The sequence below is a fragment of the Flavobacterium sangjuense genome (assembly GCF_004797125.1).
In the GTDB taxonomy this organism is placed as follows: Bacteria; Bacteroidota; Bacteroidia; order Flavobacteriales; family Flavobacteriaceae; genus Flavobacterium; species Flavobacterium sangjuense.
Genome location: NZ_CP038810.1, coordinates 2,432,451 through 2,454,455, shown reverse-complemented (window position 1 = coordinate 2,454,455; position 22,005 = coordinate 2,432,451). Strand labels below are relative to the sequence as shown.

Below are 22,005 nucleotides of genomic sequence, written 5' to 3'. Positions count from 1 at the left end.
CATTATTTTTTATAGAAAGGCAGTTTTACCACTTTGGCAGCGACTTTGTTATTTCTGATTTGGATAAAAATGTCACTATCAACCGCCGAGAATTCGGTTTTTACATAACCCATTCCGATTCCTTTACCCAAAGATGGTGCCATAGTTCCCGATGTTACGATTCCAATGTTATTTCCATCAGCATCCACAATTTCATAATCGTGACGCGGAATGCCTCGTTCGGTTAATTCAAAACCAACCAGCTTTTTGGTAACTCCGGCTTCTTTTTGTTTTTTCAGATTTTCAGAATTGGTAAAGTCTTTGGTGAATTTGGTAATCCAACCCAAACCGGCTTCTAATGGTGAAGTCGTATCATTGATATCGTTTCCGTATAAACAAAAACCCATTTCCAAACGCAAGGTATCACGTGCTGCCAATCCAACAGGTTTGATTCCGAAGGCTTTTCCCGCTTCGAAAACTTTATTCCAAACTTGCTCTACATCGGAGTTTTTGCAGTAAATTTCAAATCCACCCGAACCGGTGTAACCTGTAGCCGAAATAATCACATGTTCAATTCCGGCGAAATCTGCCACTTCAAAATGGTAATATTTAATCGCTGATAAATCTATAGAAGTCAAAGATTGCATGGCTTCAACTGCTTTTGGACCTTGAATCGCAAGCAAAGAATAATCTTCTGAAATGTTTTTCATATCCACACCTAAATTGTTGTGCGACGAAATCCAATCCCAGTCTTTGTCGATATTAGAAGCATTTACAACCAATAAATATTGGTCTTCTTTCATTCGGTAAACGATTAAATCATCTACAATTCCACCGTCATTATTTGGCAAACAGGAATATTGTGCGCGACCAATTTCCAACACCGAAGCATCGTTGGAAGTTACTTTTTGGATTAAAGCCAAAGCATTTTCACCACTAAGCAAAAATTCGCCCATATGCGACACATCAAAAACGCCTACGCCATTTCTGACTGTTTCGTGTTCGGCATTTACGCCTTCATATTGCACCGGCATATTGTAACCTGCAAACGGTACCATTTTCGCTCCTAAACTTTCGTGTACGTGAGTTAACGCTGTATTCTTCATTATAATTAGTGTGTTGCTTATTTATTTTTTTGGACGATATTCTAAATCATATTCTGTCGTCCAGGTTTTTTCTTCATCGTTTGATATTTCTCCAAGTTGACGGACTTTTCCATCTGCTAATTTGAAAAAAGTAATGGTTCTAACAGACGTCTTTCCGTTATAGGTAAAAGGCCTGCTTTTGAAATGCATGGCATTATTTTTAAAATAACCTGTTAGGTATTCATTACTTCCACCGGTATTATCAACCCAGTTTTGCTGCCATTGTTTGGTAGCAGCATTATAAGAGTTGAAACTTTTTCCGGTAAATGTCAATCCCTGTTGTGCGCCGTTTGATGTCCATTCTTCAAGCACCACACAATTATCAAGTATTTTAGATATTTTGCTGTGACCAGCCACATTTCCTTTAACATCGTACACTTCCCATTCGCCAATCCAATAATCAAACTGGTTGTAAATAGGGTCTTTATCACAAGGTTTTTGTGCAAAAACTGATTTGCTGCAAAGAGTGAGAACTACTATTAGGATTATTTTCTTCACTTTACTTTCTAACGAAAGGGGGCAATAGTTTATTTGAAACTTCTCCAAAACCAATTCGTACCGAACTGTTTTTACAAAAACCTTTCATAGTTACCGTGTCGTTATCGTTAATGAATTTACGTTCAGAGCCATCATTCATTTTGATTGGATTTTTTCCTCCCCAGGTTAATTCGAGCATCGAGCCAAAACTATCGGGAGTTGGCCCTGAAATAGTTCCGGAACCCATCATATCGCCTGAATTGATTCGGCAACCGTTAGAAGTATGATGCGCCAATTGCTGCGACATCGACCAATACATATATTTAAAATTGGATTTAGAAACCAAACTTGGTTCTACATTTTCCGGCTCAATATATACTTCTAAATTAATATCGAAAGCGTTTTTTCCTTTTTGTTGTAAATAGGGAAGTGGCATTGGTTCCTGATTTGGTCCTTTGCAACGGAAAGGCTCCAAAGCATCCATCGTTACGATCCATGGAGAAATTGAGGAAGCAAAGTTCTTGGCTAAGAATGGTCCAAGCGGAACATATTCCCATTTTTGCATATCTCTTGCACTCCAATCGTTTAATAATACCATTCCGAAAATATAATCTTCGGCTTCGCTAATCGGAATATTTTCTCCCATAATATTAGCATCCGTAGTAATAAAAGCGGTCTCCAATTCAAAATCGATGGAACGTGACGGACCAAAAACCGGGGTGCTTTCACCATTAGGTAATGTTTGTCCCATCGGACGATGTACCGGAATTCCGGACGGGACTATGGTCGAACTTCTTCCATGATAACCAACAGGAATGTGAAGCCAGTTTGGCAATAACGCATTCGCCGGGTCACGGAACATTTTACCTACATTGGTTGCATGTTCTTTACTCGAATAGAAATCGGTGTAATCGCCAATCAAAACCGGAAGTTGCATTTCAACATCTTCCATTTTGAAAATAACAATATCGCGATGCTCCTGATTATCTCTTAATGTTGGGTTATTCTGTTCAAAAATATCACTAATCCTGTTGCGTACCTGACGCCAGGTTTTTTTACCGTCTGATATAAAATCGTTCAAAGTATCCTGCATGAACATATCATCGGTCAAATCAATCCCATCGAAATAGTTCAACTGCTGTAACGCACCCAAATCGATAGCGTAATCGCCAATTCGTGTTCCGATTGTGATGACATCTTCTTTGGTTAAGAAAACGCCAAACGGAATATTCTGAATAGGGAAGTCGCTGTCTTTGGGGACAGTAAGCCAAGATTTTCGTTTGGGATTGTTTGTATTTAAAGGCATGATGTGTTGTTTAAATTGTTGAAAAATTCAGTAATCAAATATATCATTTCCTATTAATTTACCAAACCATTTTTGTAATTTTGAGCACAATTAATCGAAATAATTTCAAATGCAACGCGACAAACAAATTTTTGACCTTATCCTTGAGGAACAAGACAGACAAATTCACGGAATTGAACTAATTGCATCAGAGAACTTTGTAAGCGACCAGGTAATGGAAGCGGCAGGTTCGGTACTAACAAATAAATATGCCGAAGGTTATCCCGGCAGAAGATATTATGGTGGTTGCGAAGTAGTAGATATTATCGAGCAAATCGCTATCGACAGAGCCAAAGAGCTTTTTGGTGCCGAATATGTAAATGTGCAACCGCACTCGGGTTCACAGGCAAATACGGCGGTTTATGCAGCTTGTTTAAAACCTGGTGATAAAATTCTAGGTTTTGATTTATCGCATGGCGGACATTTAACACACGGTTCTCCGGTTAACTTTTCTGGAAAATTATACAGTCCGGTTTTTTATGGTGTTGACCAGGAAACAGGAGTTTTGAACTACGATAAAATTCAGGAAGTGGCAACCAGAGAAATGCCAAAAATGATTATCGCCGGAGCTTCGGCTTATTCCCGCGATATGGATTTTAAACGTTTCCGTGAAATTGCGGATAGCATTGGAGCACTTTTATTAGCGGATATTTCGCATCCTGCGGGTTTAATTGCTAAAGGTTTGATGAGTGATCCAATTCCACATTGCCATATCGTAACAACTACAACGCACAAAACGTTGCGTGGACCAAGAGGTGGAATCATTATGATGGGGAAAGATTTTGAAAATCCATGGGGATTAACGACTCCAAAAGGAGAAATCAGAATGATGTCACACGTTTTAGACATGGCTGTTTTCCCTGGAAATCAGGGTGGTCCGTTAGAACATATTATTGCGGCGAAAGCAGTTGCTTTTGGTGAATGTTTATCAGATGAGTTTTTCACTTATGCGATGCAGGTGCAGAAAAACGCTAAGGCTATGGCTTCCGCCTTCGTAAAAAGAGGCTATCATTTAATCTCTGGCGGAACCGATAATCACATGATGTTGATTGATTTGCGCAACAAAGGAATTTCAGGTAAAGATGCCGAAATTGCTTTGGGCAAAGCAGAAATAACAGTGAATAAAAATATGGTTCCGTTTGATGATAAATCGCCATTTGTAACTTCCGGAATTCGTGTTGGAACGCCGGCAATCACCACTCGTGGAATGGTAGAAAGTGATATGGAAGTTATAGTTGATTTAATCGACAGAGTGCTTTCAAATGCAACTAACGACGAATTATTAGAAGAAATCGCAGACGAAGTAAATGATATGATGAGCGAAAGAGCCATTTTTGTTTACTAGTTAACCGTTTTCAATAAAATAATAAAGCCTGTTCTTTTTTAAGAGCAGGTTTTTTTTATGATTTTTTTAATAAAATTATGTCACAAAAATCCTAACTATGCTACTAATTAAAATCATCAATCACCCGAGGCGTAGCCGAACTGTATGGAGCGCAGCGGAATAAAAAAACCAAATCATGAAAATCAAATTCACTCTTCTCACAGGACTAATCTGCCTGTTCACTACTTTTTTAAATGCCCAGACGGGAAGCATAAATGGAAAAATCAATTCCGGAAATTCTCCAGCAGCCTCTGTTTTAGTGACATTGCTTGATGCCAAAGACAATTCAATTGCTAAAACCCAAATTTCTGAAACCGATGGAAGTTTTCAATTTGATAGGCTTGTCGACGGAAATTATCTTGTAGTAATTGAGGAAGATAAATTCAAACCATATCAAAGCCCAGTTATTACTATCTCAAAAGAGCAATCTGTAATTAGTTTGCCGGCAATCCTTTTGCAAAAAACTGAAGCCAATTCGCTAAAGGAAGTTGTTGTTCAAAAGAAGAAATCTTTTGTAGAAAACAAGATTGATAAAACTGTTTTGAATGTAGATGCACTGATTTCAACATCTGGAGGCGATGCGATGGATGTTTTGGAGAAAGCTCCAGGAATTATTGTCGACGAAAACGGAACCATAACTTTTAAAGGAAAAAGCGGCGTGGCGGTGTTTATAGATGACAAACCAACCTATTTATCCGGTGCCGATTTAGAAGCCTATCTGAAATCATTGCCTGCAAGTACACTGAACCAAATCGAATTAATGACTAATCCTCCGGCAAAATACGATGCTGCCGGTGGTGCCGGAATAATCAACATCATTACCAAAAAATCAAAAGCCAGAGGTTTTAACGGAAGCGCAACTTCAAGGGTTTCTCTTGGAAAAAGAATGCAGACAAGGCAAGGAATTAACTTGAATTATATGCAGGATAAAATCCGAGTATTCGGAAATCTTGGTTATAACTATCAGAATTCAATAAATGATTTATACATTTTCAGACGCTTCAAAAACGAAGATGGAACTACGAAAAGTTTGTTCGACCAAACCAGCATTATGGGAAGAACAGGCAATAATGTCAACAGCAGAGTAGGTATGGATTATTATGTTAGCGAGAAATCTACTATCGGCGTTGGAGTTTCAGGAACTTTCCGCTCGGGAAATAATCTCAGCGATGTCAACAGTAGATTGTCGGATGCCAATTCCGTTTTAGATTCGACAATCGTTGCCAAAAACCGGGAAAAAAGCAGGTTCAACAATATTGGATTTAACCTGAATTACAGGTATGATATTGACAGCATCGGTACAAAGTTCACTACCGATTTTGATTATTTGAGATATACTACAGATTCCAGTCAAAAATTTGACAATACGGTATATCAACCGGATAATTCCATTAGTAACCATAATGAATTAATTGGCCATTTACCTGCCAATATTGATATTTATTCTTTCAAAACCGATTATTCGCATCCTTTGAAAAATGATGGTGTTATTGAAGCTGGCTACAAAGTCAGCATTTCAAAGACCGATAATATCGCCGATTACAAGGATGTGATTGCTGATGTTCCGACTCCGAATTATGATATGAGCAATCATTTCAGATACGACGAAATCATTAATGCGGCTTATGTAAATTTCAATACAAGCTATAAACGATTTTCTTTCCAAACCGGACTTCGTATGGAAAATACGTATTCCAAAGGAAATCAATTGGGGAATGCAGAAAGACCGGCATCACAATTCAAAAGAAGTTATACCAACTTTTTTCCAACGGTTTATGTGCAGTACAAATTAGATTCTATAGGAAATAATCAATTGGTTGCTTCTTATGGAAAACGTATCAATCGTCCTTATTTTCAGGACTTGAATCCATTTATCAGTCCGCTTGACCGATTTACCTATTATGTTGGAAACCCTTATTTAAATCCATCGTTTCATTATAATTATGAGTTGTCTTATCGATACAAAGGTTATTTTTCGGCAACATTAAGTTATGGCAGGTCCAAAGATGATAATGCTGAAACTATCGAAATAAATGACGGCATCTATTACAGCCGCCCTGGAAATATAGGTAAAAGCGAAAATTACAGTTTCAATATGACTTCTGACATTCCGTTTTTTAAATGGTGGAAAGCCAATTTTTATAACGAAATCACTTATTCAAGATTCAACAGCAAATTGTATACAGAAGATTTAAATTCCTCAGGAACGTTCTGGTATTTCTCAGCCAATAATTCATTTACCTTTTCACCGAATTGGTCTGGCGAAATAGGAGGTAATTATCATACGGACATTGTTTCTACTCAATTCGTTCTCGGTGCAAGAGGTGGAATCACATTGGCTGTAAAGAAAAAAATCCTGCAAGGAAAAGGAAGTCTTAGGTTTTCGGCAAATGATATTTTTTATGGACAAATCAACACCGGAACAATCAACAACTTAAGATTGACCGATGCCAATTGGGTTAACAAGGCTGACACCAGATTTGCAGCATTAACCTTTACCTATAGTTTTGGAAACGCATTCAAGTCAAAAGATCAGCACGATGCAAGTGGTGCCGACAGCGAAAAAAACAGGGTGAAGGAATAATTTAAAAATGCTTATTTTTAGGGTCTAATTTTTAAGTTACTTTATAATGGGAGTATTGCGTTTAGAATTACCAACCGATCCAAGATGGGTAAACATCGTTGAGAAAAACATTGAAGAAATTCTAACGGATCACGCGTGGTGCGAACAAAAAGCGGCTACGAATGCGATAACCATTATTACCAATAACTCGGAGCACGAAGACTTGGTTACCGATTTATTGGCTTTGGCCAAAGAAGAATTAGATCATTTTGAACAGGTTCATGATATCATTAAAAAGCGTGGTTTGAAACTCGGTCGCGAGCGCAAAGACGATTATGTAAACGAATTGGCGCAATACATGAAACGAAGCAACAACGGAAGCAGAGTTTCGGGATTGGTGGAGCGTTTGCTTTTTTCGGCTATGATTGAAGCCAGAAGTTGTGAACGTTTTAAAGTGCTATCCGAAAACATTCAGGATGAAGAATTGTCAAAATTCTACAGAGAACTGATGGAAAGCGAAGCCGGGCATTATACTACTTTTATAACCTATGCCCGAAAATATGGCAAAGGCATTGATGTTGAAAAACGTTGGCGCGAGTGGATTGCTTTCGAAGCGCAAATCATTGCCAATTACGGAAATAAAGAAACCATTCACGGTTAAAAATTAGGAGCACAACGTTTGTCTTGTTTAGGACGTGCTGTCCCGCTGTCCGCACTACGAGGTAGTTTGCTCCCATCGGGGCTAGTGACAACATTTTGCATTTTTGGTGAAACTCTTCCAACTTCCAACTTCCATCTCCCATCTTCCACCTGTTAATAAATTCCTCATTACTTTCTCTGTAAAAAAACCTAATTTATTTTTCTAAATTATATATTTGGCTTAATACAATTTTAGCAAAATGAGAATTGAAACCGATATAAAATTAGGCTTTAAAGATGTGATGATTCGCCCGAAACGTTCCACTTTAAACAGTAGAGCGCAAGTGAGTCTGGAACGCGAATTTAAGTTTCTGCACAGTACTGTTACCTGGACAGGAGTTCCAATTATGGCTGCCAATATGGATACTGTTGGTACTTTTGAAATGGCATTGGCTTTAGCCAAAGAAAAACTCTTTACAGCCATTCACAAGCATTATACGGTTCAGCAATGGAATGATTTTATAAAATCGGCTCCAAGTGATATAAGCGATTATATTGCGGTAAGCACCGGAACAGGAAAGAATGATTTCAAGAAAATTGCCGAAATATTTGAACACAATCCACAGCTAAAATTTATTTGTATTGATGTTGCCAATGGTTATTCGGAACACTTTGTTCAATTCTTGCGTCAGGCGCGAAAAGAATATCCTAATAAGGTAATTATTGCAGGAAACGTTGTTACCGGTGAAATGGTTGAAGAGCTACTTTTAGAAGGTGCCGATATTGTCAAAGTAGGCATTGGTCCGGGTTCTGTTTGTACGACCAGAGTAAAAACGGGTGTTGGTTATCCGCAGCTTTCTGCCATTATTGAATGTGCCGATGCGGCTCATGGACTTGGCGGACATATTATCAGCGATGGTGGTTGTTCCACTCCGGGTGATGTTGCCAAAGCTTTTGGTGCCAGTGCCGATTTTGTGATGCTTGGCGGAATGTTAGCCGGTCACACTGAGAGTGGCGGAAAAACATTGGAAATTAATGGTGAAAAGTTCAAGCAATTCTACGGAATGAGTTCGGAAACGGCCATGAAAAAGCACGTTGGGGGTGTTGCGGAATATCGAGCCAGTGAAGGAAAAACGGTTCAGGTGCCATTTAAAGGTGATGTGATTGGAACGTTGCAGGACATTTTGGGTGGAATCAGAAGTACATGTACTTATGTAGGCGCTGCAAAACTTAAAGAACTGACCAAACGAACTACGTTTATCAGGGTTATAGAACAGGAAAACAGAGTGTTTACGAAGTAATTTTTAATCTTTAATAACCAAATTATACTTTTCCAAAAGACCTTTCAAACCATCTGTTGAGAAAACAGCTTTCTTTAGCTTGTTTTTTTCAGGGTCAATGGTATAATCATAACTTGTATAGAAATCCGTTTTGTTGGCAATGGTATCAATAAAAACAGTTCTTCTCAAATTACAATTATCAAATACAGCTTCGGTTAAATCGCTTGCCATAAAATCTACCGAAATCATACTGCAATTGATGAACTGCATTTTCTTTAGTTTCAGTGCGTAAAATTTGGCATAATCCAACAAGCAATCTTTGAAGTTAAATTCATAAATCACTTGGTCGGTCATCGCAAAATTAACCGCAGTAAAATCACATTTGGTAAACTGAACACCACGTAAGGAAACGTAATTGATTTTAGTGTCTTTAAAATTACAATCAAAGAAATTACAATCTATAAAAGCCACGCTTTGAAAAGTACAATCGGTGAAATCGCAGTTGTGAAAGTTGCAGTTTTCGTATTCTTTGTATTTGATATCGGCTTCGAGAAAGAAGATGTCTTCAAATTTTTCGTCAAGTATGTAATCTGAGTGCATGGTGATTGGGTTAGGGATTAGGACAGGATTTTTGCTTCGCAAATATATATCAAAGTTTTATTTATTGAAGACAGGATTCACTTTGAGTAACTTTGAAAGCTTTCTCTTGAAAATAAAATAAATTTCACTTATTCATTTGCGGATTTAATAGTAATAGCTATATTTGCACCCACAAAAAAGGCCTCGTGGCGCAACTGAATAGCGCATCTGATTACGGCTCAGAAGGTTACTGGTTTGAATCCAGTCGAGGTCACTTAATAATGAAAAGCTCTCACAATTGTGAGAGCTTTTTTGTTTTTAGTTTAATGCCCGTGTCGTCACAAAATAACGCCAGCCAATAATAGCCATTTGCCATTTTTTGGCTTTGCTTAAATCCAATTGCTGCTTGGTAAAGCTGGGTAAGAGGAGTTTGTTTAGTTTGGCTAATATTTTATACATGGCTTATGTTTTGTACAAAATTAAAAAAGCAAGTCGATTATGACTTGCTTTTTTTGAATTTATGCTTTTTGTGTCTTTAAGCTCGACTTGGCATTTTGAAGCTCTTTCTTAGCTTTTTCCATTTCGAGTTTGGCTTTCTTCATTTCTTCGGTGGCTTTCTTAATTTCTTCTATGGTGCTGTCGCTTTCTGAATCTGATTTTTCTTTATTTGATTTAGAAAAAGATTGCTTTGACATCATTTCGTCCAACTGCTCCTGCATTTTTTTCATTTGTTCTTCTATGTCCATATTCCCAAACGCTTTACTATGGCTGCTGAAAGACTCCACTTTATTGTCTTTTTTAATTTGCTCTAGTTCCTCTTTGGTATAATCATCGCCGCCTTCAACCACATTTCCGTTCTCGAGAACCAACGGTTTTTTGCCATCTTTTTTAATAATTATTTTAGAACTTGATTCTCCAAAAGCATTGCCATTTGGAAATTCAAAATGATATTGCTGACCCGGTAAACCATCTTCATTGCCATTAAACTGAAATCCCTTCATCATATCATTCGGATTAAAGTCATAAGCGAAGTTGCTTCCGTTCATAAAATCGGAACCACTTGGCTCTCCAAATCCTACTTCGTCATCCTGCTTGTAGATTTTGATGGTGTTGATAGGTTTTGGACTGTTTAATGACATACTGCCGTTGCTTCCGTTGGCGTCAGCGTATTCGACTTTAATAGCGGTGATTTCTCCTTTGCTGTTGCGTTTTACATCAGAATAAGCGATGGTAACCCCATGTTTCTTTAAAGCTTTGATATCATCATTCATTTCGCTTTCAGGCGTGTCTTTATTCCACGTCATGTAAATATTGCCAACTGACTTTTTATCTGATGAATCAGTTGATTTTTTGTCCTGTGCAAGTAATGTGAATTGAAATACTACGATGAATAACAACGAATAAAACAATCTGGTTTTCATAACATTAAAAATTAAAAAGGTTTATGAATGTTTACTAATTATTGGATAACAAACTTAAAAAGTTTCATTTTTTTGAAAAAAAGCTTTTGCAATTTTTTAACTATTTTTTCTGATTCTTGAGTTCTGCTCTGGCTTTTTCGAGTTCAATTTTGGCGGCATCCATCTCGGCTTTTGCTTTTAGCATTTCTTCTTTGGCCAGCAGCATTTCGGCTTTAGCTTTTTCCATCTCTGGTTTAGAAGCATCTATTTCGGATCGTGCTTTGTCCATTTCGGCTCTTGCTCTTCCTTTTTCAGATCTTACCAATTCCATCTGTCTTTTCATCATTGGTTTCAATCTTTTCATTTGCATTTTTGCATTTGCCATGGCGTCAGTTCTGATTTTCATTACATCTTTGCCATTGATAATAATTTGGGCATCGCTATCACCGCTTTTGCCTGAGGAATTTATTAATTCGTCTAATTCTTTTTTGCTTATAACACTTTCGTCACCTTCGATTACTTTTCCATTCAGAATTACCAAAGGTTTCGCTCCGTCCTTTTTGACAATTATTTTAGTTTCTGAATCAGCGTCATTCCAAAAGTGTTTTGGTAATGACGGTGCATCAGCAGCTTCAGGTGATTCCGGAGCTTCCGGAGCTTCAGGTGTCTCTATATCAAAATCGAAGTTGAAGTCAAAGTTACTGGTAACGTCAGTGCTGTCATCGATTGCTAATTCAATAACTCTGTCTTCATCTCGATTGTTGGTAAAGACTCTCACTTGTTTTGGACTTCCAAAACCAATACTTGAATTGTATTTGTAGAATTTAATTGGTTTTATTGGCTCTTTACCATCGACCTGAGAAACTCCTTTGTTACCTTCTTTGTCTTTATATTCAACCTTGATTCCGGTAATTTCGCCAGCACTATTTCTTTTTACTTTAGAGCATTTTAATGTTATTCCGTGCTCTTTCTTTAGTCTTTCTGCATCGTCTTTCATTTGCGCGTCAGTAGAGTTTTTATCTATTGTAACGCCTACTTGTTTATCGGATTGCACTTTTCTGCCAAAGGTTTGCGCTTCTTTTTCCTGAGCAATGGTTTTTATTTGGAATAAAAAGACAAAGCCAATTAATGCCGGAATAATAAGGGCATACTTCCATGAATTTCTTTTGTGGGACTGATTTTTGTTTAACATAACGATTCGTTTTTTGATTAATGATTGATAAAAATTATTGGTTATTGATAGGCAGCTTTGATGAGAAACTACTTTTAGTAAAGCTCTTTGATAAGACTTTTTGTCTTCCAATTGTTCGATGGCTTTTTGGTCGGCGATGTATTCTAAATTTTGAGTTATTGCTTTTTTGTAAAGCCAAACAAACGGATTAAACCAAAACACTATGCAGAACAATTTGGCAACCAAAACATCTAGAGAATGTTTTTCCTGGCTGTGGATTTTTTCGTGTAATAAGATGCTTTGCAGTTCATCGTTTGAATACAAATCAGAGTTGTAAACGATATAGTTAAAGAACGAAAATGGAGCTATATTTTCATTTAAATTAACTAGTTTAAACTTCTCTTTTTTAATAACTTGCTGTTGATAAAGCATTCGATAAAGCGAGGTAAAATTGAAAACAATTTTAATCACTAATGCGCAGGCAATGATGACATAACTAACCCAAATAAGTTGCATCCAATCAAATGCTTCAACAACAGGAACATCTTGTATTGTTCTGGTAGATTGTTGCGAATAGGCAACTAAATCTTCCATTGTAAGTTTTGGTTTTTCTACCAGTATGATTTTCTTTATAACGAAGAGCGGCAATAAGAGTGAAGTGAACAAACCACTTAACAGAAACCAACGATTGCTGTTAAAAAACGTTTCTTTTCGAACCAAAAAATGATAGGCCAAATAGAAAACGGCAATCAATCCGCTGGACTTTAAAAGATAAATGAATACTGATTCCATATTTTTTTATTTAAGATGATAGAGAATAGAATATAGATGATAGACTTGTTTTTATTCTTATTGATTGATGACTTTTATTTTCAAATATCTATTTTCTATATTCTATTTTCTTTACTCTATTTTTTGTTTTCTATTATCGCTAAAATTTCTCTTAATTCATCTGCAGAAATCTTTTCTTCTTCCGCAAAAAAGGATACCATATTCTTATACGAACTATTGAAATAATTGTCAATAGCCGTATTCATAAAGCGCTTTCTGTAGTCTTCCATTTTTACTTTTGGAAAATATTGATGCGTGTTTCCAAAAGCATTGTGAGACACAAAACCTTTGTCTTCTAAATTTCTTATAATGGTCGATAGTGTATTGTAATGCGGTTGATCTTCGGTAATCTCTGCCATGACTTCTTTTACAAAAGCTTTTTTCAGCTTCCATAAAATTTGCATGATTTCTTCTTCCTTGTTTGTTAACTTTTGCATAGTTGTTTAATTTGAAATCAAACGTACAACTATATTTTTAGTTACACAACTATATTTATAGTTATTTAACTATTTTTTAAGATTTTAAAATCGGGATAAATAAATAAGATGTTGATTTATAGTATTTTGTGTTCCTTCTGAATCAATCGGAAAACCCAAATCCCGAAAATTACTCCCAGTAAACCCAGGATTCCCATAACAAACCAGTTCATCTGATAGCCATAATATTCTATGATTTCCATACCAACTTTGGAGCTTGCAATGTGAGCCAAACTAAAACTCATAGTATAGATTGCCATATATCTTCCTTCGTGGCCTTTTGGTGCACGACTTAAGGCAACGGAATTCGAAAAAGGAAAAGCAAACATTTCTCCAACAGTCATAAACAACATCATTATGATTAAAACGCCTGACCACGTATTGATGAGCATCAGAAATATACTGATTGCCATTAAGAAGCAACCCATTGTAACTACTTTGACTTTACTTATTTTATGGCGTTCAACATAACTCACAACCGGCATTTCAAGGAAGAAAATCATCAGACCGTTCATGGTTAAAAGTAAACCTGTCTGAAACTCTGTCAGATTAAATTGTTCTTTGTGATAAAGCGGAATCGTAGTGAATACCTGAAAAAACAAAATACCGGAAACCAAACAAGTAAAGAGAAAAATCCAAAATGGTTTGTCTTTAAATACAGAATGCGTAAGTACTTCACCCGGATGCTCTTTGTCGGTGAAAGCGCTTTTTTTCTTTTCTTTTACTTTTATCCAAAAAATCAGAATGGCAATAATACAAGTCGCGCCGTCAACCCAAAACAAGCCACGATAGCCAATGCTCATGATAATTAATCCGGCTAAAGCCGGACCTGCAGCAAAACCTAGATTTATTGCCAACCGGACTAAAGTCAACGCGCGGGTTCTATTCTCGGGTTTGGCATAAGCACCAATCGATACGAACATAGCAGGACGATACATATCGGCAACGACCATAATCAAAAACATGCTGATACAGAGACCGACAAAACTGGTAATGAATTGTATCACAAAAAACATCAGTCCGCTGGTGAGCAGACTAAAAATCATGATTTTATAAAATCCGATTTTGTCTGAGAGTTTGCCTCCAAGCCACGAGCCAATGATAGAACCGGTTCCGAAACAAACCATAATCCAGCCGACTTCGCTATAGCTAAAATGCAAATCTTCCTTTAAATATTTGGATAGAAATGGCAACACCATTGTTCCGGCACGATTGATAAAAGTGATGAACGCAAGTATCCAAATTTCTCTTGTAAATCCTTTGAAGTTGTTGATGTAGCGTTGAAAAGCAGTTTTGAGCATTGATGATTGATTGATTTTGTAAAGTTACAATGTTTTTTGAAGCTAATTCCAGCTATCCATTACAATCTTTTATAAATTTCCACGGGTTAAAACCCGTGGCAATTTATAAAAGGATTTCCATTGCTATCTGGGCTAGGGATTTATTTTTTATAATAAAATCTGTGCTAATTTGTGAAATCTGTGTTATTTTTACACATGCAGTTTTTCAACCTACATACACACAAATTCACTAACGACGCTGCTGCTTTGGAGTTGGTCAATCAATATCCATGGGAGTTTGATGATACCATTCCACAGTATTCTATTGGGATTCATCCTTGGTATATAAACGAAGAACGATTGGCAAGTGATTTAAATTGTATAGAAGAGAAACTCCAATTAAAACAATGTCTGGCTCTTGGCGAATGTGGATTGGATAAACGCATTGAAGTTCCGATGGCCTTGCAAATCGACGTTTTTGAAAAGCAAATTGCTTTTGCTGAAAAGTATCAGAAACCGTTGGTGCTGCATTTGGTGGCTGCCTTTGATGAACTTCTCGAAATCAAAAAGCGTTTAAAGATTTCAGTGCCAATAATCATTCATGGGTTTTCTAAAAATGAACAAGTCGCCAGGCAATTGATTGCTAACGGATTTTATTTGTCTTTTGGGAAATACTTATTGCAAAATCCAGAGATGAAAGAAGTGTTTCAATCCATTCCAAACGATAGGTTTTTTCTTGAAACCGATACTATTGAAGCCACTTTGGAAGAGGTTTATACGTTAGCCGCAGAATATAAAGGCATGACCTTAGCTGAAATGAAGGCACAAGTGGAAGAGAATTGGTTGGCTGTTTTCGATGGCGTGGATTTATAATCCGTGCTTTATCTCAGTTTTAGGTTTGCACGGAATTCAATTCAGCGCTATCAGGTTGAGGATTTAAGTCTCTTTATTGAAGGCAGCCAAGAAATAAAGAATTCAATAATCAAAATCGGGATTACCCAACTCATCCATTCATATGTTGCATCTTTTACATCCTGATTTTTGATAAAGGACAAAAAATTATGTTCGTAAACAAGGTCAGATAAAATGCGAAGAAATACGAAGGATAATGTCAAGGTATAACTGCGAATCATAAATAAACGATGTGCTTGAACATCTTTTCTTCTTATAGTAATCCACGCAGCTGATGTCATGAATAGCCACAGGGAAGCAAGAATCAGAGTTGGAACTATAGAACCAGAATATGGCTGAGTAATACCAAGATATAATGCTGAAAGACCTCCTAAAAGACATCCTATAATGTATACTTTTCCTAAAAACCTATGCCATTTAATATAACGTTTACGAAACCAATTCCAAAATTGAAAAGGTCCTGTTATAAGAGGTAAAACTGCAGTAGCCAAGTGGGATACAAACCAAAATTGTTTATTCCAAAATGTTGGACCTATACCTTCTTTAACAAACCTGAAATTTATAGCCCTATAAAGGTAATATGAACTCAATAAGATTATTGTAGTCCAAAATATCCTCATCATTACTTTCTTTTTATCCATCATGTTATTTCAGCTTACTGCTAACTAATTGATAAGTATCTCACATTCAATTGTCTTATAATTCAAACTTTATCAGCGTATCACTCCTTAACAATCTTCTTGTTTATCATTCCAAGTGAGGAGTCTATTTTTAAAATGTAAATTCCTCTGGCAAAATTGGTCATGTCAATAACATCAAAACCACTGTTAATTGTTTTAAGCTTTTGACCGAGGGAATTAAAGATTTCTATTTTGACAATCGCATTGTTTTGAGAATCAACAAATAGTTTAGAATCAACAGGGTTAGGATAGACTGTAGTTTGCTTTAAATCAAAATTTGGCGAATGAAGAGGTGAATTTCCAAATACATAATTCATAAATATTGGGGTTGAAATAACTAGCGACATATTATCGCCTGTTCCTGAGATGAAATACTGTCCTCCGCCTGATTGCATAAAGGAAAAATAAGCTCCTTCAAACGATGTATGACTAGAATAACCGCAAAGAAGCAGCGTAGCTGAAAAATTGCTGAATTGTACAACATCATCAAATGGTGTACTGAAAGTTCCGTTAAATGAATTGCATGCTCCGATGCCACTAAAACTCAATGATGCTTCTGTAAAAGTAAGATTGGGTGAAATGACGGGAGTTATAGCTGAAACTGGATGATGAATGTTATCGTCAGTAGAGTAGTAATCGTATAAATACCAAGTCTGGAATAATGCAGGATTTGGGGTTTGGGAGTAACAGTTTATACTGAAGAGTATTGAAATCAAAGTTATTATATGTTTCATTTTGGCTAATTTAAGGCGTTGATATACTTTTCTATGCTCCGCTAATTTATTGCTTTTTTTTACTATTCTTACAAATTATACTCTCTTAAAAGGTTGTAACTTCCAATAAGTCAAACTACGCCAAACCCATTCCAGCGGTCCAAAATAGAAATGACGCAGCCATATCGGACTTAGAATTAATTGCAAAATCCAAATGGCAAAGGCGAGATAGTAGATTTGATAGAATTCGAATACACCATAGTAATTCAATCCATAACCAAAAAAGAATAAAGTGCAGATAATCGAGTGCATGATGTAATTGGTAAAAGCCATTTGCCCAACGGCTTCCAGACGACGGAAAACGCCTTGTATTATTTTTGATTTGTACAATAAAATTATTGTCGCGGTATGTGCCATTACCAATAAAATACGTTGAAAAGGATAAATTAAATTAACCCAATCTATTGAAACTGTCTCCATTCTTTTGAGGTTGGCTTCTAATGTAGAATAGGTAACAAAATAATGATACGAACTGTATATTACTAATGGAAGACCAATACCATATCCGAGTAGCATAACTTTTCTGTAGTTGTCATTAGACCAATTTCCGGTAAGGAATCCCCATTTGTATAGCGCAAACCCAAGCAGCATCAGTGCGATGGAATCCCAGATTCCGAAAAATAAATATTTCGTCTGACCATCAAAAGCCATTGGGCGAAGATAGCTGGCAACTGTGCTGTAATCGGACTTCATTTTTTTGGTGTTTTCTTTGGCATCCTCACGGTTTGGAATCATGCTTTTCTCGACTTCTCTCCAGGTAACCAAGGCTTTGCTTTGCTCGGCAGTCAAGGTTTTATTTTCGTCTTGTGCTTTTTTGGCTTCAACATAATCGAGGCGTTTTTCACGAATGCCTTGATAAAAATAAGTTCCCAATCCAAAATCAACTATGGCGACTAAAGGAATAGCTAGTACCAGGTATTTTGGATTTACGTTTCGGAACAAATAGACAATCATTCCACAAACGGCATAGAGGTATAGAATGTCTCCAATCCACAAAACCAAATGCGCATGAATTAATCCAAACAGCAACAGCCAAAACATACGACGATAAAACAAACCATGAGTGGATAGTCCGTTTTTTACTTTCTTGCCAATAAAAAGCAATACACCGGCTCCAAAAATCATACTGAACATGGCGCGCATTTTACCTTCAAATAAAACTCCGATAACATTGCTGACCCAAAAGTTGATGTTGGAAGGATCATTTTTATAGACTTCCGATGAATAATTTGGCATAGAAAAACCCGGAATATTCATCAACAAAATACCCAAAAGTGCAATGCCACGCAAAGCATCAATAAGTTTGATTCGATCGTTTTCCGAAACTGGGGCATCAGTAATAGAATTGATTTCCATGTTGTTTGTTTTATTGATTGGTTAGATCTGATTAATTTGAAATTAAATCTACAAATTATCTTACTAAAAATAAAAGTGACGATTGAAAGTTGTTAACAAAATGCTGATTATAAGGTTTTAACGGCAACGCTGCGTCACTTCAATAAGTTCCGAAAAGACCATAGTTTGTATGACATGATTGATGATTTTTGCTTATTTTTGCCACTTCAAAATTTATATTTCAAAATGGCAAAGTGGCAGGAAAGAGCAGAACTTTTATTTAAAACAGAAGGCTTAAATAATTTAAAAAATGCTAAGGTATTGGTTGTTGGATTGGGTGGCGTAGGTTCTTTCGCGGCTGAGTTTTTGGCTCGTGCCGGAGTAGGAAACCTGACCATTGTTGACGGCGATGTTGTAGATATTACGAATATCAACCGACAATTGCCTGCGTTACATTCTACTGTTGGAATGCCCAAAGTTCATATTGTTGGAGACAGATTAATGGATATTAATCCCGAGCTGAACCTTACAAGAGTAGAGGAATTCCTTTCTCCGGAACGTTCTTTGGAAATTGTGACTTCCGATTTTGATTATGTTTTAGACTGCATTGATAGTGTTACGCCAAAACTCAATCTGATTGCTGCCTGCAAAAGAAAGCGCGTCAAAGTGATTTCGAGCATGGGAGCAGGAGGAAAGATGGATGCTTCAAAGGTGAAGGTTGCCAATATAAAGAATACAGCGCATTGTCATTTGGCGAAGACTATCAGAAAGCGTTTGAAAAAGATACATATCGACAAACTAAAAGTCGTTTACTCTTCTGAAATACAGGATTCCAGCAGTTTGAAAATGACTGACGGAACCAATTACAAAAGATCTTTTTACGGAACCAACAGTTATATGCCGTGTCTTTTTGGTTTGTATGCTGCAGAAACGGTGATTCGGTACTTATTAAAAAAAGAAGTGTAAGATGAATAGTCAGGCAAACCCCGAAATCAGGATTCCGTTGACAACAGCTGGCAAAATAATAGAAGCTATTGGGTTGTTGTTATTGGTTTCATTTTGGTATTTTACATTGTCAAGTTACAGTCAATTGCCGGATATTATCCCAACTCATTTCAGAACCAATAATGTAGTCGACGGTTATGGCAATAAGTGGAATATCATTATGCTGCCAATTATTGCCACTATACTATATTTGGGTTTGACAATAGTAGCACGATTTCCGCACAAAATGAATCATCTGGTTACTATTACTGAAGCAAATGCCAGAAAGCAATATTCCATAATAACCGAAATGTTCAGAATATTGAAGATTGCCATTGTGATCGTTTTTTTTCTAATAGCTTTTGAAACCGTTCAGATAGCATTGGGTTTGCCTGATGTATTGGAAAAATGGTTTCTGCTAATTGTATTTACGTTGGTATTTGCACCGATTTTCTACTTTTTGATTATATCCTCTAAGAACGCTTAAAAATGATAAAAACTGTAATTTTCGATATGGATGGTGTAATTATTGACACTGAACCGGTGCACAATTATGCTTTTAATGCCCATTTTAAGCAACTCAACATTGATGTTTCTCCCGAACTGTACGCTTCGTTTATAGGCAATTCGACTAAGAATATATTTGAGCGATTGAGGGTTCAATTTAATTTGGCTGATGATGTTGACACTTTGGTTGAAACCAAACGCAATTTGTTTAACGATGCCTTTGACAACAAAGAAGATTTGTATTTGTTGGATGGTGTAGAAGATTTGATTACTGATTTGCACAACAACGGCATTCAGTTAGTTTTGGCTTCGTCATCGGCAACGATTACTATCAATAGGATTTTCCACCGTTTTGGATTGCACAAGTATTTTACGCATATCGTTTCAGGAGAAGATTTTCCAAAGTCGAAACCACATCCGGCTATTTTTCTAAAAGCAGCCGAATTAGCGCAAACACCGGTAGAAAATTGTATCGTCATAGAAGACAGCACCAACGGCATAATGGCGGCTAAAGCTGCTGGTATTTATTGCATTGGCTATGATAGTTTTCATTCTAAAATGCAGGATTACTCTTTGGCCGATATGGTAATTACTGATTTTAAGGAGTTGAGTTTTGAGAAGATTGCAAATATGAAAAGCCAGTAAGAACTGGCTTTTATTTTGATTTGATGTCAAGTTTTATTTCTTGATTTCCACATCTACGTCTTTACTGTCAACATCAACACCGTTATTGCTAACTTTTACAGATGTTCCTTCTTCTTCTGCTTCAACAGGGACTTCTTTTACTACTGTATCTTGTACTATTGTTGTGTTTTCAATAGTTTCAGTTTCAGTTGTTTTTTCTACTTTTTTATCGCAGGCCGATATCATTAAGAATGCTATCATCGCAAGGCATAATCCAATTTTTTTCATCGTGTTATATTTTAAGTGAAGTGTAAAGTTATTCAGAAACAACCTTAAGCATGTTACATTATTCCAAGGCTTTCTTATATCTTATCAGACATTTTTCCCTTGCTTCTTTGTGATTTACGATTGGATTTGGATAATCCAAAGTATTCAATTCAGGAATCCATTTTTTGATGTAGACTAAATCTTTATCAAACTTCTTGATTTGTTCGGTTGGATTGAAGATTCTGAAATAAGGCGCTGCATCTACACCACTTCCGGCTGCCCATTGCCAGTTGCCAACATTGCTGGCTTGTTCGTAATCTAAAAGTTTGGTAGCAAAATAGGTTTCACCCCACCGCCAGTCGATTAGTAAATGTTTGCAAAGGAAACTGGCCACTATCATTCGCACCCGATTATGCATGTGCCCGGTAGTGTTGAGTTCACGCATTCCGGCATCTACAAAAGGATAGCCTGTTTTTCCTTCGCACCATTTTTGGAACAATTCTTCATTATTATCCCAAATAATATTGTCATATTTTGGACGGAAACTTGAATTGACTGTATGAGGAAAATGCCAAAGTATTTGCATAAAGAACTCACGCCAGATTAATTCTTTTAGAAAGGTTTCGTTTTTACTTTCGAGTGCTTTGGCAACCATCTTCCGAATGGAAACTGCTCCGAAGCGTAGATAAATTCCAAGATAAGAGGTTTTATTCATTGCCGGAAAGTTGCGTGTCGCTTCGTAATTATCGATTAAAGTATTGGAAATATCATAAGGCCTAACCTTAATTTTTGAAGTTTCAAAACCAATACTTTTTAAGCTTAAAAAGGGATAGGAGTGGGCTGTAATTTTATTTAGTAAGGCTTCTGATTTATAATGAATTAATTTAGTTTTTCTAAAGTTGTCTTTCCACTTATTTGAATAGGGTGTGTAAACCACATAAGGCGTTCCGTCATCTTTAATGACCTCACTTTTTTCGAAGATGACCTGGTCTTTGCTGGTTTTAAATTCGATGTCATTATCTTTTAATAAATGATATATTTCTAAATCGCGTTTGCGGGCATAAGGTTCATAATCGTGGTTGGTAAAAACGATATTAACTTGATTTTCTGTAATGAGTTTGCTGAACACTTCAATTGGTTTTCCGTAAAAAACAGCTAACGATTTGCCAACGGCTTGGAGTTGGTTTTGCATATTTTCCAACTGTTGATGAATAAAGGTTACACGCGCATCGTCTTTGGGTAATTGCGAAAGAATAGTGTCATCGAATATGAATATCGGCAGCACTTCTTCTCCGCTGTTTAAAGCGTGAAAAAGGCCAACATTATCATCTAACCGCAGATCGCGTCGAAACCAGAATAGGTTCATTTTAGTTA

The 22,005-nt window shown here is 36.6% G+C and carries 22 protein-coding genes and 1 tRNA gene; 9 read left to right on the top strand and 14 right to left on the bottom strand.

Going from position 1 to position 22,005, the window contains the following annotated elements:
• Nucleotides 1–2: 2 nt before the first annotated feature.
• The 3 genes from gcvT to fahA are packed head-to-tail and all read right to left on the bottom strand — an operon-like array spanning nt 3 to nt 2,907.
• Complete coding sequence (gene gcvT / locus GS03_RS10880; RefSeq protein ID WP_136152571.1) at nt 3–1,085, bottom strand: glycine cleavage system aminomethyltransferase GcvT; 1,083 nt, start codon at nt 1,083–1,085, stop codon at nt 3–5.
• Nucleotides 1,086–1,106: 21 nt separating this feature from the next.
• On the bottom strand, nt 1,107–1,622 hold the full coding sequence (locus GS03_RS10875; RefSeq protein ID WP_136152570.1) for a hypothetical protein: 516 nt from the start codon (nt 1,620–1,622) through the stop codon (nt 1,107–1,109).
• A gap of 1 nt (nt 1,623) precedes the next feature.
• Entirely contained in the window at nt 1,624–2,907 is a 1,284-nt protein-coding gene (gene fahA / locus GS03_RS10870; RefSeq protein ID WP_136152569.1) for a fumarylacetoacetase, read from the bottom strand.
• A 109-nt stretch (nt 2,908–3,016) separates the two neighbouring features.
• Here fahA and glyA point away from each other — a divergent pair, with 109 nt between their 5' ends.
• From glyA to guaC, 4 genes are all read left to right on the top strand, one after another.
• Nucleotides 3,017–4,291, top strand: a complete 1,275-nt coding sequence (glyA, locus tag GS03_RS10865; RefSeq protein ID WP_136152568.1) for a serine hydroxymethyltransferase — start codon at nt 3,017–3,019, stop codon at nt 4,289–4,291.
• 175 nt (nt 4,292–4,466) lie between these two features.
• Nucleotides 4,467–6,914, top strand: a complete 2,448-nt coding sequence (locus GS03_RS10860) for an outer membrane beta-barrel family protein (protein ID WP_136152567.1) — start codon at nt 4,467–4,469, stop codon at nt 6,912–6,914.
• Nucleotides 6,915–6,960: 46 nt separating this feature from the next.
• On the top strand, nt 6,961–7,554 hold the full coding sequence (miaE, locus tag GS03_RS10855; protein ID WP_136152566.1) for a tRNA-(ms[2]io[6]A)-hydroxylase: 594 nt from the start codon (nt 6,961–6,963) through the stop codon (nt 7,552–7,554).
• A 238-nt stretch (nt 7,555–7,792) separates the two neighbouring features.
• Nucleotides 7,793–8,833, top strand: a complete 1,041-nt coding sequence (gene guaC, locus GS03_RS10850; protein WP_136152565.1) for a GMP reductase — start codon at nt 7,793–7,795, stop codon at nt 8,831–8,833.
• Between the two features lie 3 nt (nt 8,834–8,836).
• On the opposite strand, the gene GS03_RS10845 is transcribed toward guaC, so the two are convergent.
• The gene (locus GS03_RS10845; protein WP_136152564.1) at nt 8,837–9,412 is read right to left on the bottom strand and encodes a pentapeptide repeat-containing protein; all 576 of its coding nucleotides are present in this window, start codon (nt 9,410–9,412) and stop codon (nt 8,837–8,839) included.
• A 179-nt stretch (nt 9,413–9,591) separates the two neighbouring features.
• On the opposite strand from GS03_RS10845, the gene GS03_RS10840 reads away from it, so the two are divergent.
• Nucleotides 9,592–9,665 (top strand) — tRNA-Arg (locus GS03_RS10840).
• A gap of 44 nt (nt 9,666–9,709) precedes the next feature.
• Here the strand turns inward: GS03_RS10840 and GS03_RS10835 are convergent.
• The 5 genes from GS03_RS10835 to GS03_RS10815 all read right to left on the bottom strand — a co-directional run bounded on the left by GS03_RS10835 (nt 9,710) and on the right by GS03_RS10815 (nt 14,570).
• Nucleotides 9,710–9,850 (bottom strand): SsrA-binding protein, encoded by a 141-nt coding sequence (locus tag GS03_RS10835; protein ID WP_136152563.1) that lies wholly within the window; start codon nt 9,848–9,850, stop codon nt 9,710–9,712.
• 59 nt (nt 9,851–9,909) lie between these two features.
• Complete coding sequence (locus GS03_RS10830) at nt 9,910–10,812, bottom strand: coiled-coil domain-containing protein (protein WP_136152562.1); 903 nt, start codon at nt 10,810–10,812, stop codon at nt 9,910–9,912.
• Between the two features lie 100 nt (nt 10,813–10,912).
• Nucleotides 10,913–12,754, bottom strand: a complete 1,842-nt coding sequence (locus GS03_RS10825) for a M56 family metallopeptidase (protein WP_136152561.1) — start codon at nt 12,752–12,754, stop codon at nt 10,913–10,915.
• A 116-nt stretch (nt 12,755–12,870) separates the two neighbouring features.
• Nucleotides 12,871–13,230 carry a BlaI/MecI/CopY family transcriptional regulator gene (locus tag GS03_RS10820; RefSeq protein ID WP_136152560.1) on the bottom strand — a complete coding sequence of 120 codons (360 nt, stop codon included), beginning with the start codon at nt 13,228–13,230 and terminating at the stop codon, nt 12,871–12,873.
• A 116-nt stretch (nt 13,231–13,346) separates the two neighbouring features.
• The gene (locus GS03_RS10815) at nt 13,347–14,570 is read right to left on the bottom strand and encodes an MDR family MFS transporter (RefSeq protein WP_136152559.1); all 1,224 of its coding nucleotides are present in this window, start codon (nt 14,568–14,570) and stop codon (nt 13,347–13,349) included.
• Nucleotides 14,571–14,765: 195 nt separating this feature from the next.
• On the opposite strand from GS03_RS10815, the gene GS03_RS10810 reads away from it, so the two are divergent.
• Nucleotides 14,766–15,422 carry a TatD family hydrolase gene (locus GS03_RS10810; protein WP_136152558.1) on the top strand — a complete coding sequence of 219 codons (657 nt, stop codon included), beginning with the start codon at nt 14,766–14,768 and terminating at the stop codon, nt 15,420–15,422.
• A gap of 50 nt (nt 15,423–15,472) precedes the next feature.
• On the opposite strand, the gene GS03_RS10805 is transcribed toward GS03_RS10810, so the two are convergent.
• The 3 genes from GS03_RS10805 to GS03_RS10795 form a co-directional block, all read right to left on the bottom strand.
• Nucleotides 15,473–16,105 carry a DUF2306 domain-containing protein gene (locus GS03_RS10805; RefSeq protein ID WP_136152557.1) on the bottom strand — a complete coding sequence of 211 codons (633 nt, stop codon included), beginning with the start codon at nt 16,103–16,105 and terminating at the stop codon, nt 15,473–15,475.
• A gap of 77 nt (nt 16,106–16,182) precedes the next feature.
• Nucleotides 16,183–16,875: a T9SS type A sorting domain-containing protein gene (locus GS03_RS10800; protein ID WP_136152556.1), complete on the bottom strand. Its 693-nt coding sequence runs from the start codon at nt 16,873–16,875 to the stop codon at nt 16,183–16,185.
• Between the two features lie 75 nt (nt 16,876–16,950).
• A complete protein-coding gene (locus tag GS03_RS10795; RefSeq protein ID WP_136152555.1) occupies nt 16,951–18,270 on the bottom strand; it encodes a DUF418 domain-containing protein in 1,320 nt (439 codons plus the stop codon).
• Nucleotides 18,271–18,495: 225 nt separating this feature from the next.
• Here GS03_RS10795 and GS03_RS10790 point away from each other — a divergent pair, with 225 nt between their 5' ends.
• The 3 genes from GS03_RS10790 to GS03_RS10780 are packed head-to-tail and all read left to right on the top strand — an operon-like array spanning nt 18,496 to nt 20,385.
• On the top strand, nt 18,496–19,215 hold the full coding sequence (locus GS03_RS10790; protein WP_136152554.1) for a tRNA threonylcarbamoyladenosine dehydratase: 720 nt from the start codon (nt 18,496–18,498) through the stop codon (nt 19,213–19,215).
• 1 nt (nt 19,216) lies between these two features.
• Entirely contained in the window at nt 19,217–19,720 is a 504-nt protein-coding gene (locus GS03_RS10785; RefSeq protein ID WP_136152553.1) for a DUF1648 domain-containing protein, read from the top strand.
• Between the two features lie 2 nt (nt 19,721–19,722).
• A complete protein-coding gene (locus tag GS03_RS10780) occupies nt 19,723–20,385 on the top strand; it encodes an HAD family hydrolase (RefSeq protein WP_136152552.1) in 663 nt (220 codons plus the stop codon).
• Nucleotides 20,386–20,418: 33 nt separating this feature from the next.
• On the opposite strand, the gene GS03_RS10775 is transcribed toward GS03_RS10780, so the two are convergent.
• Together GS03_RS10775 and GS03_RS10770 are read right to left on the bottom strand one after the other, a co-directional pair.
• Complete coding sequence (locus tag GS03_RS10775; RefSeq protein WP_136152551.1) at nt 20,419–20,652, bottom strand: hypothetical protein; 234 nt, start codon at nt 20,650–20,652, stop codon at nt 20,419–20,421.
• Between the two features lie 58 nt (nt 20,653–20,710).
• Complete coding sequence (locus GS03_RS10770) at nt 20,711–21,997, bottom strand: cryptochrome/photolyase family protein (protein WP_136152550.1); 1,287 nt, start codon at nt 21,995–21,997, stop codon at nt 20,711–20,713.
• Between the last annotated feature and the right edge of the window lie 8 nt (nt 21,998–22,005).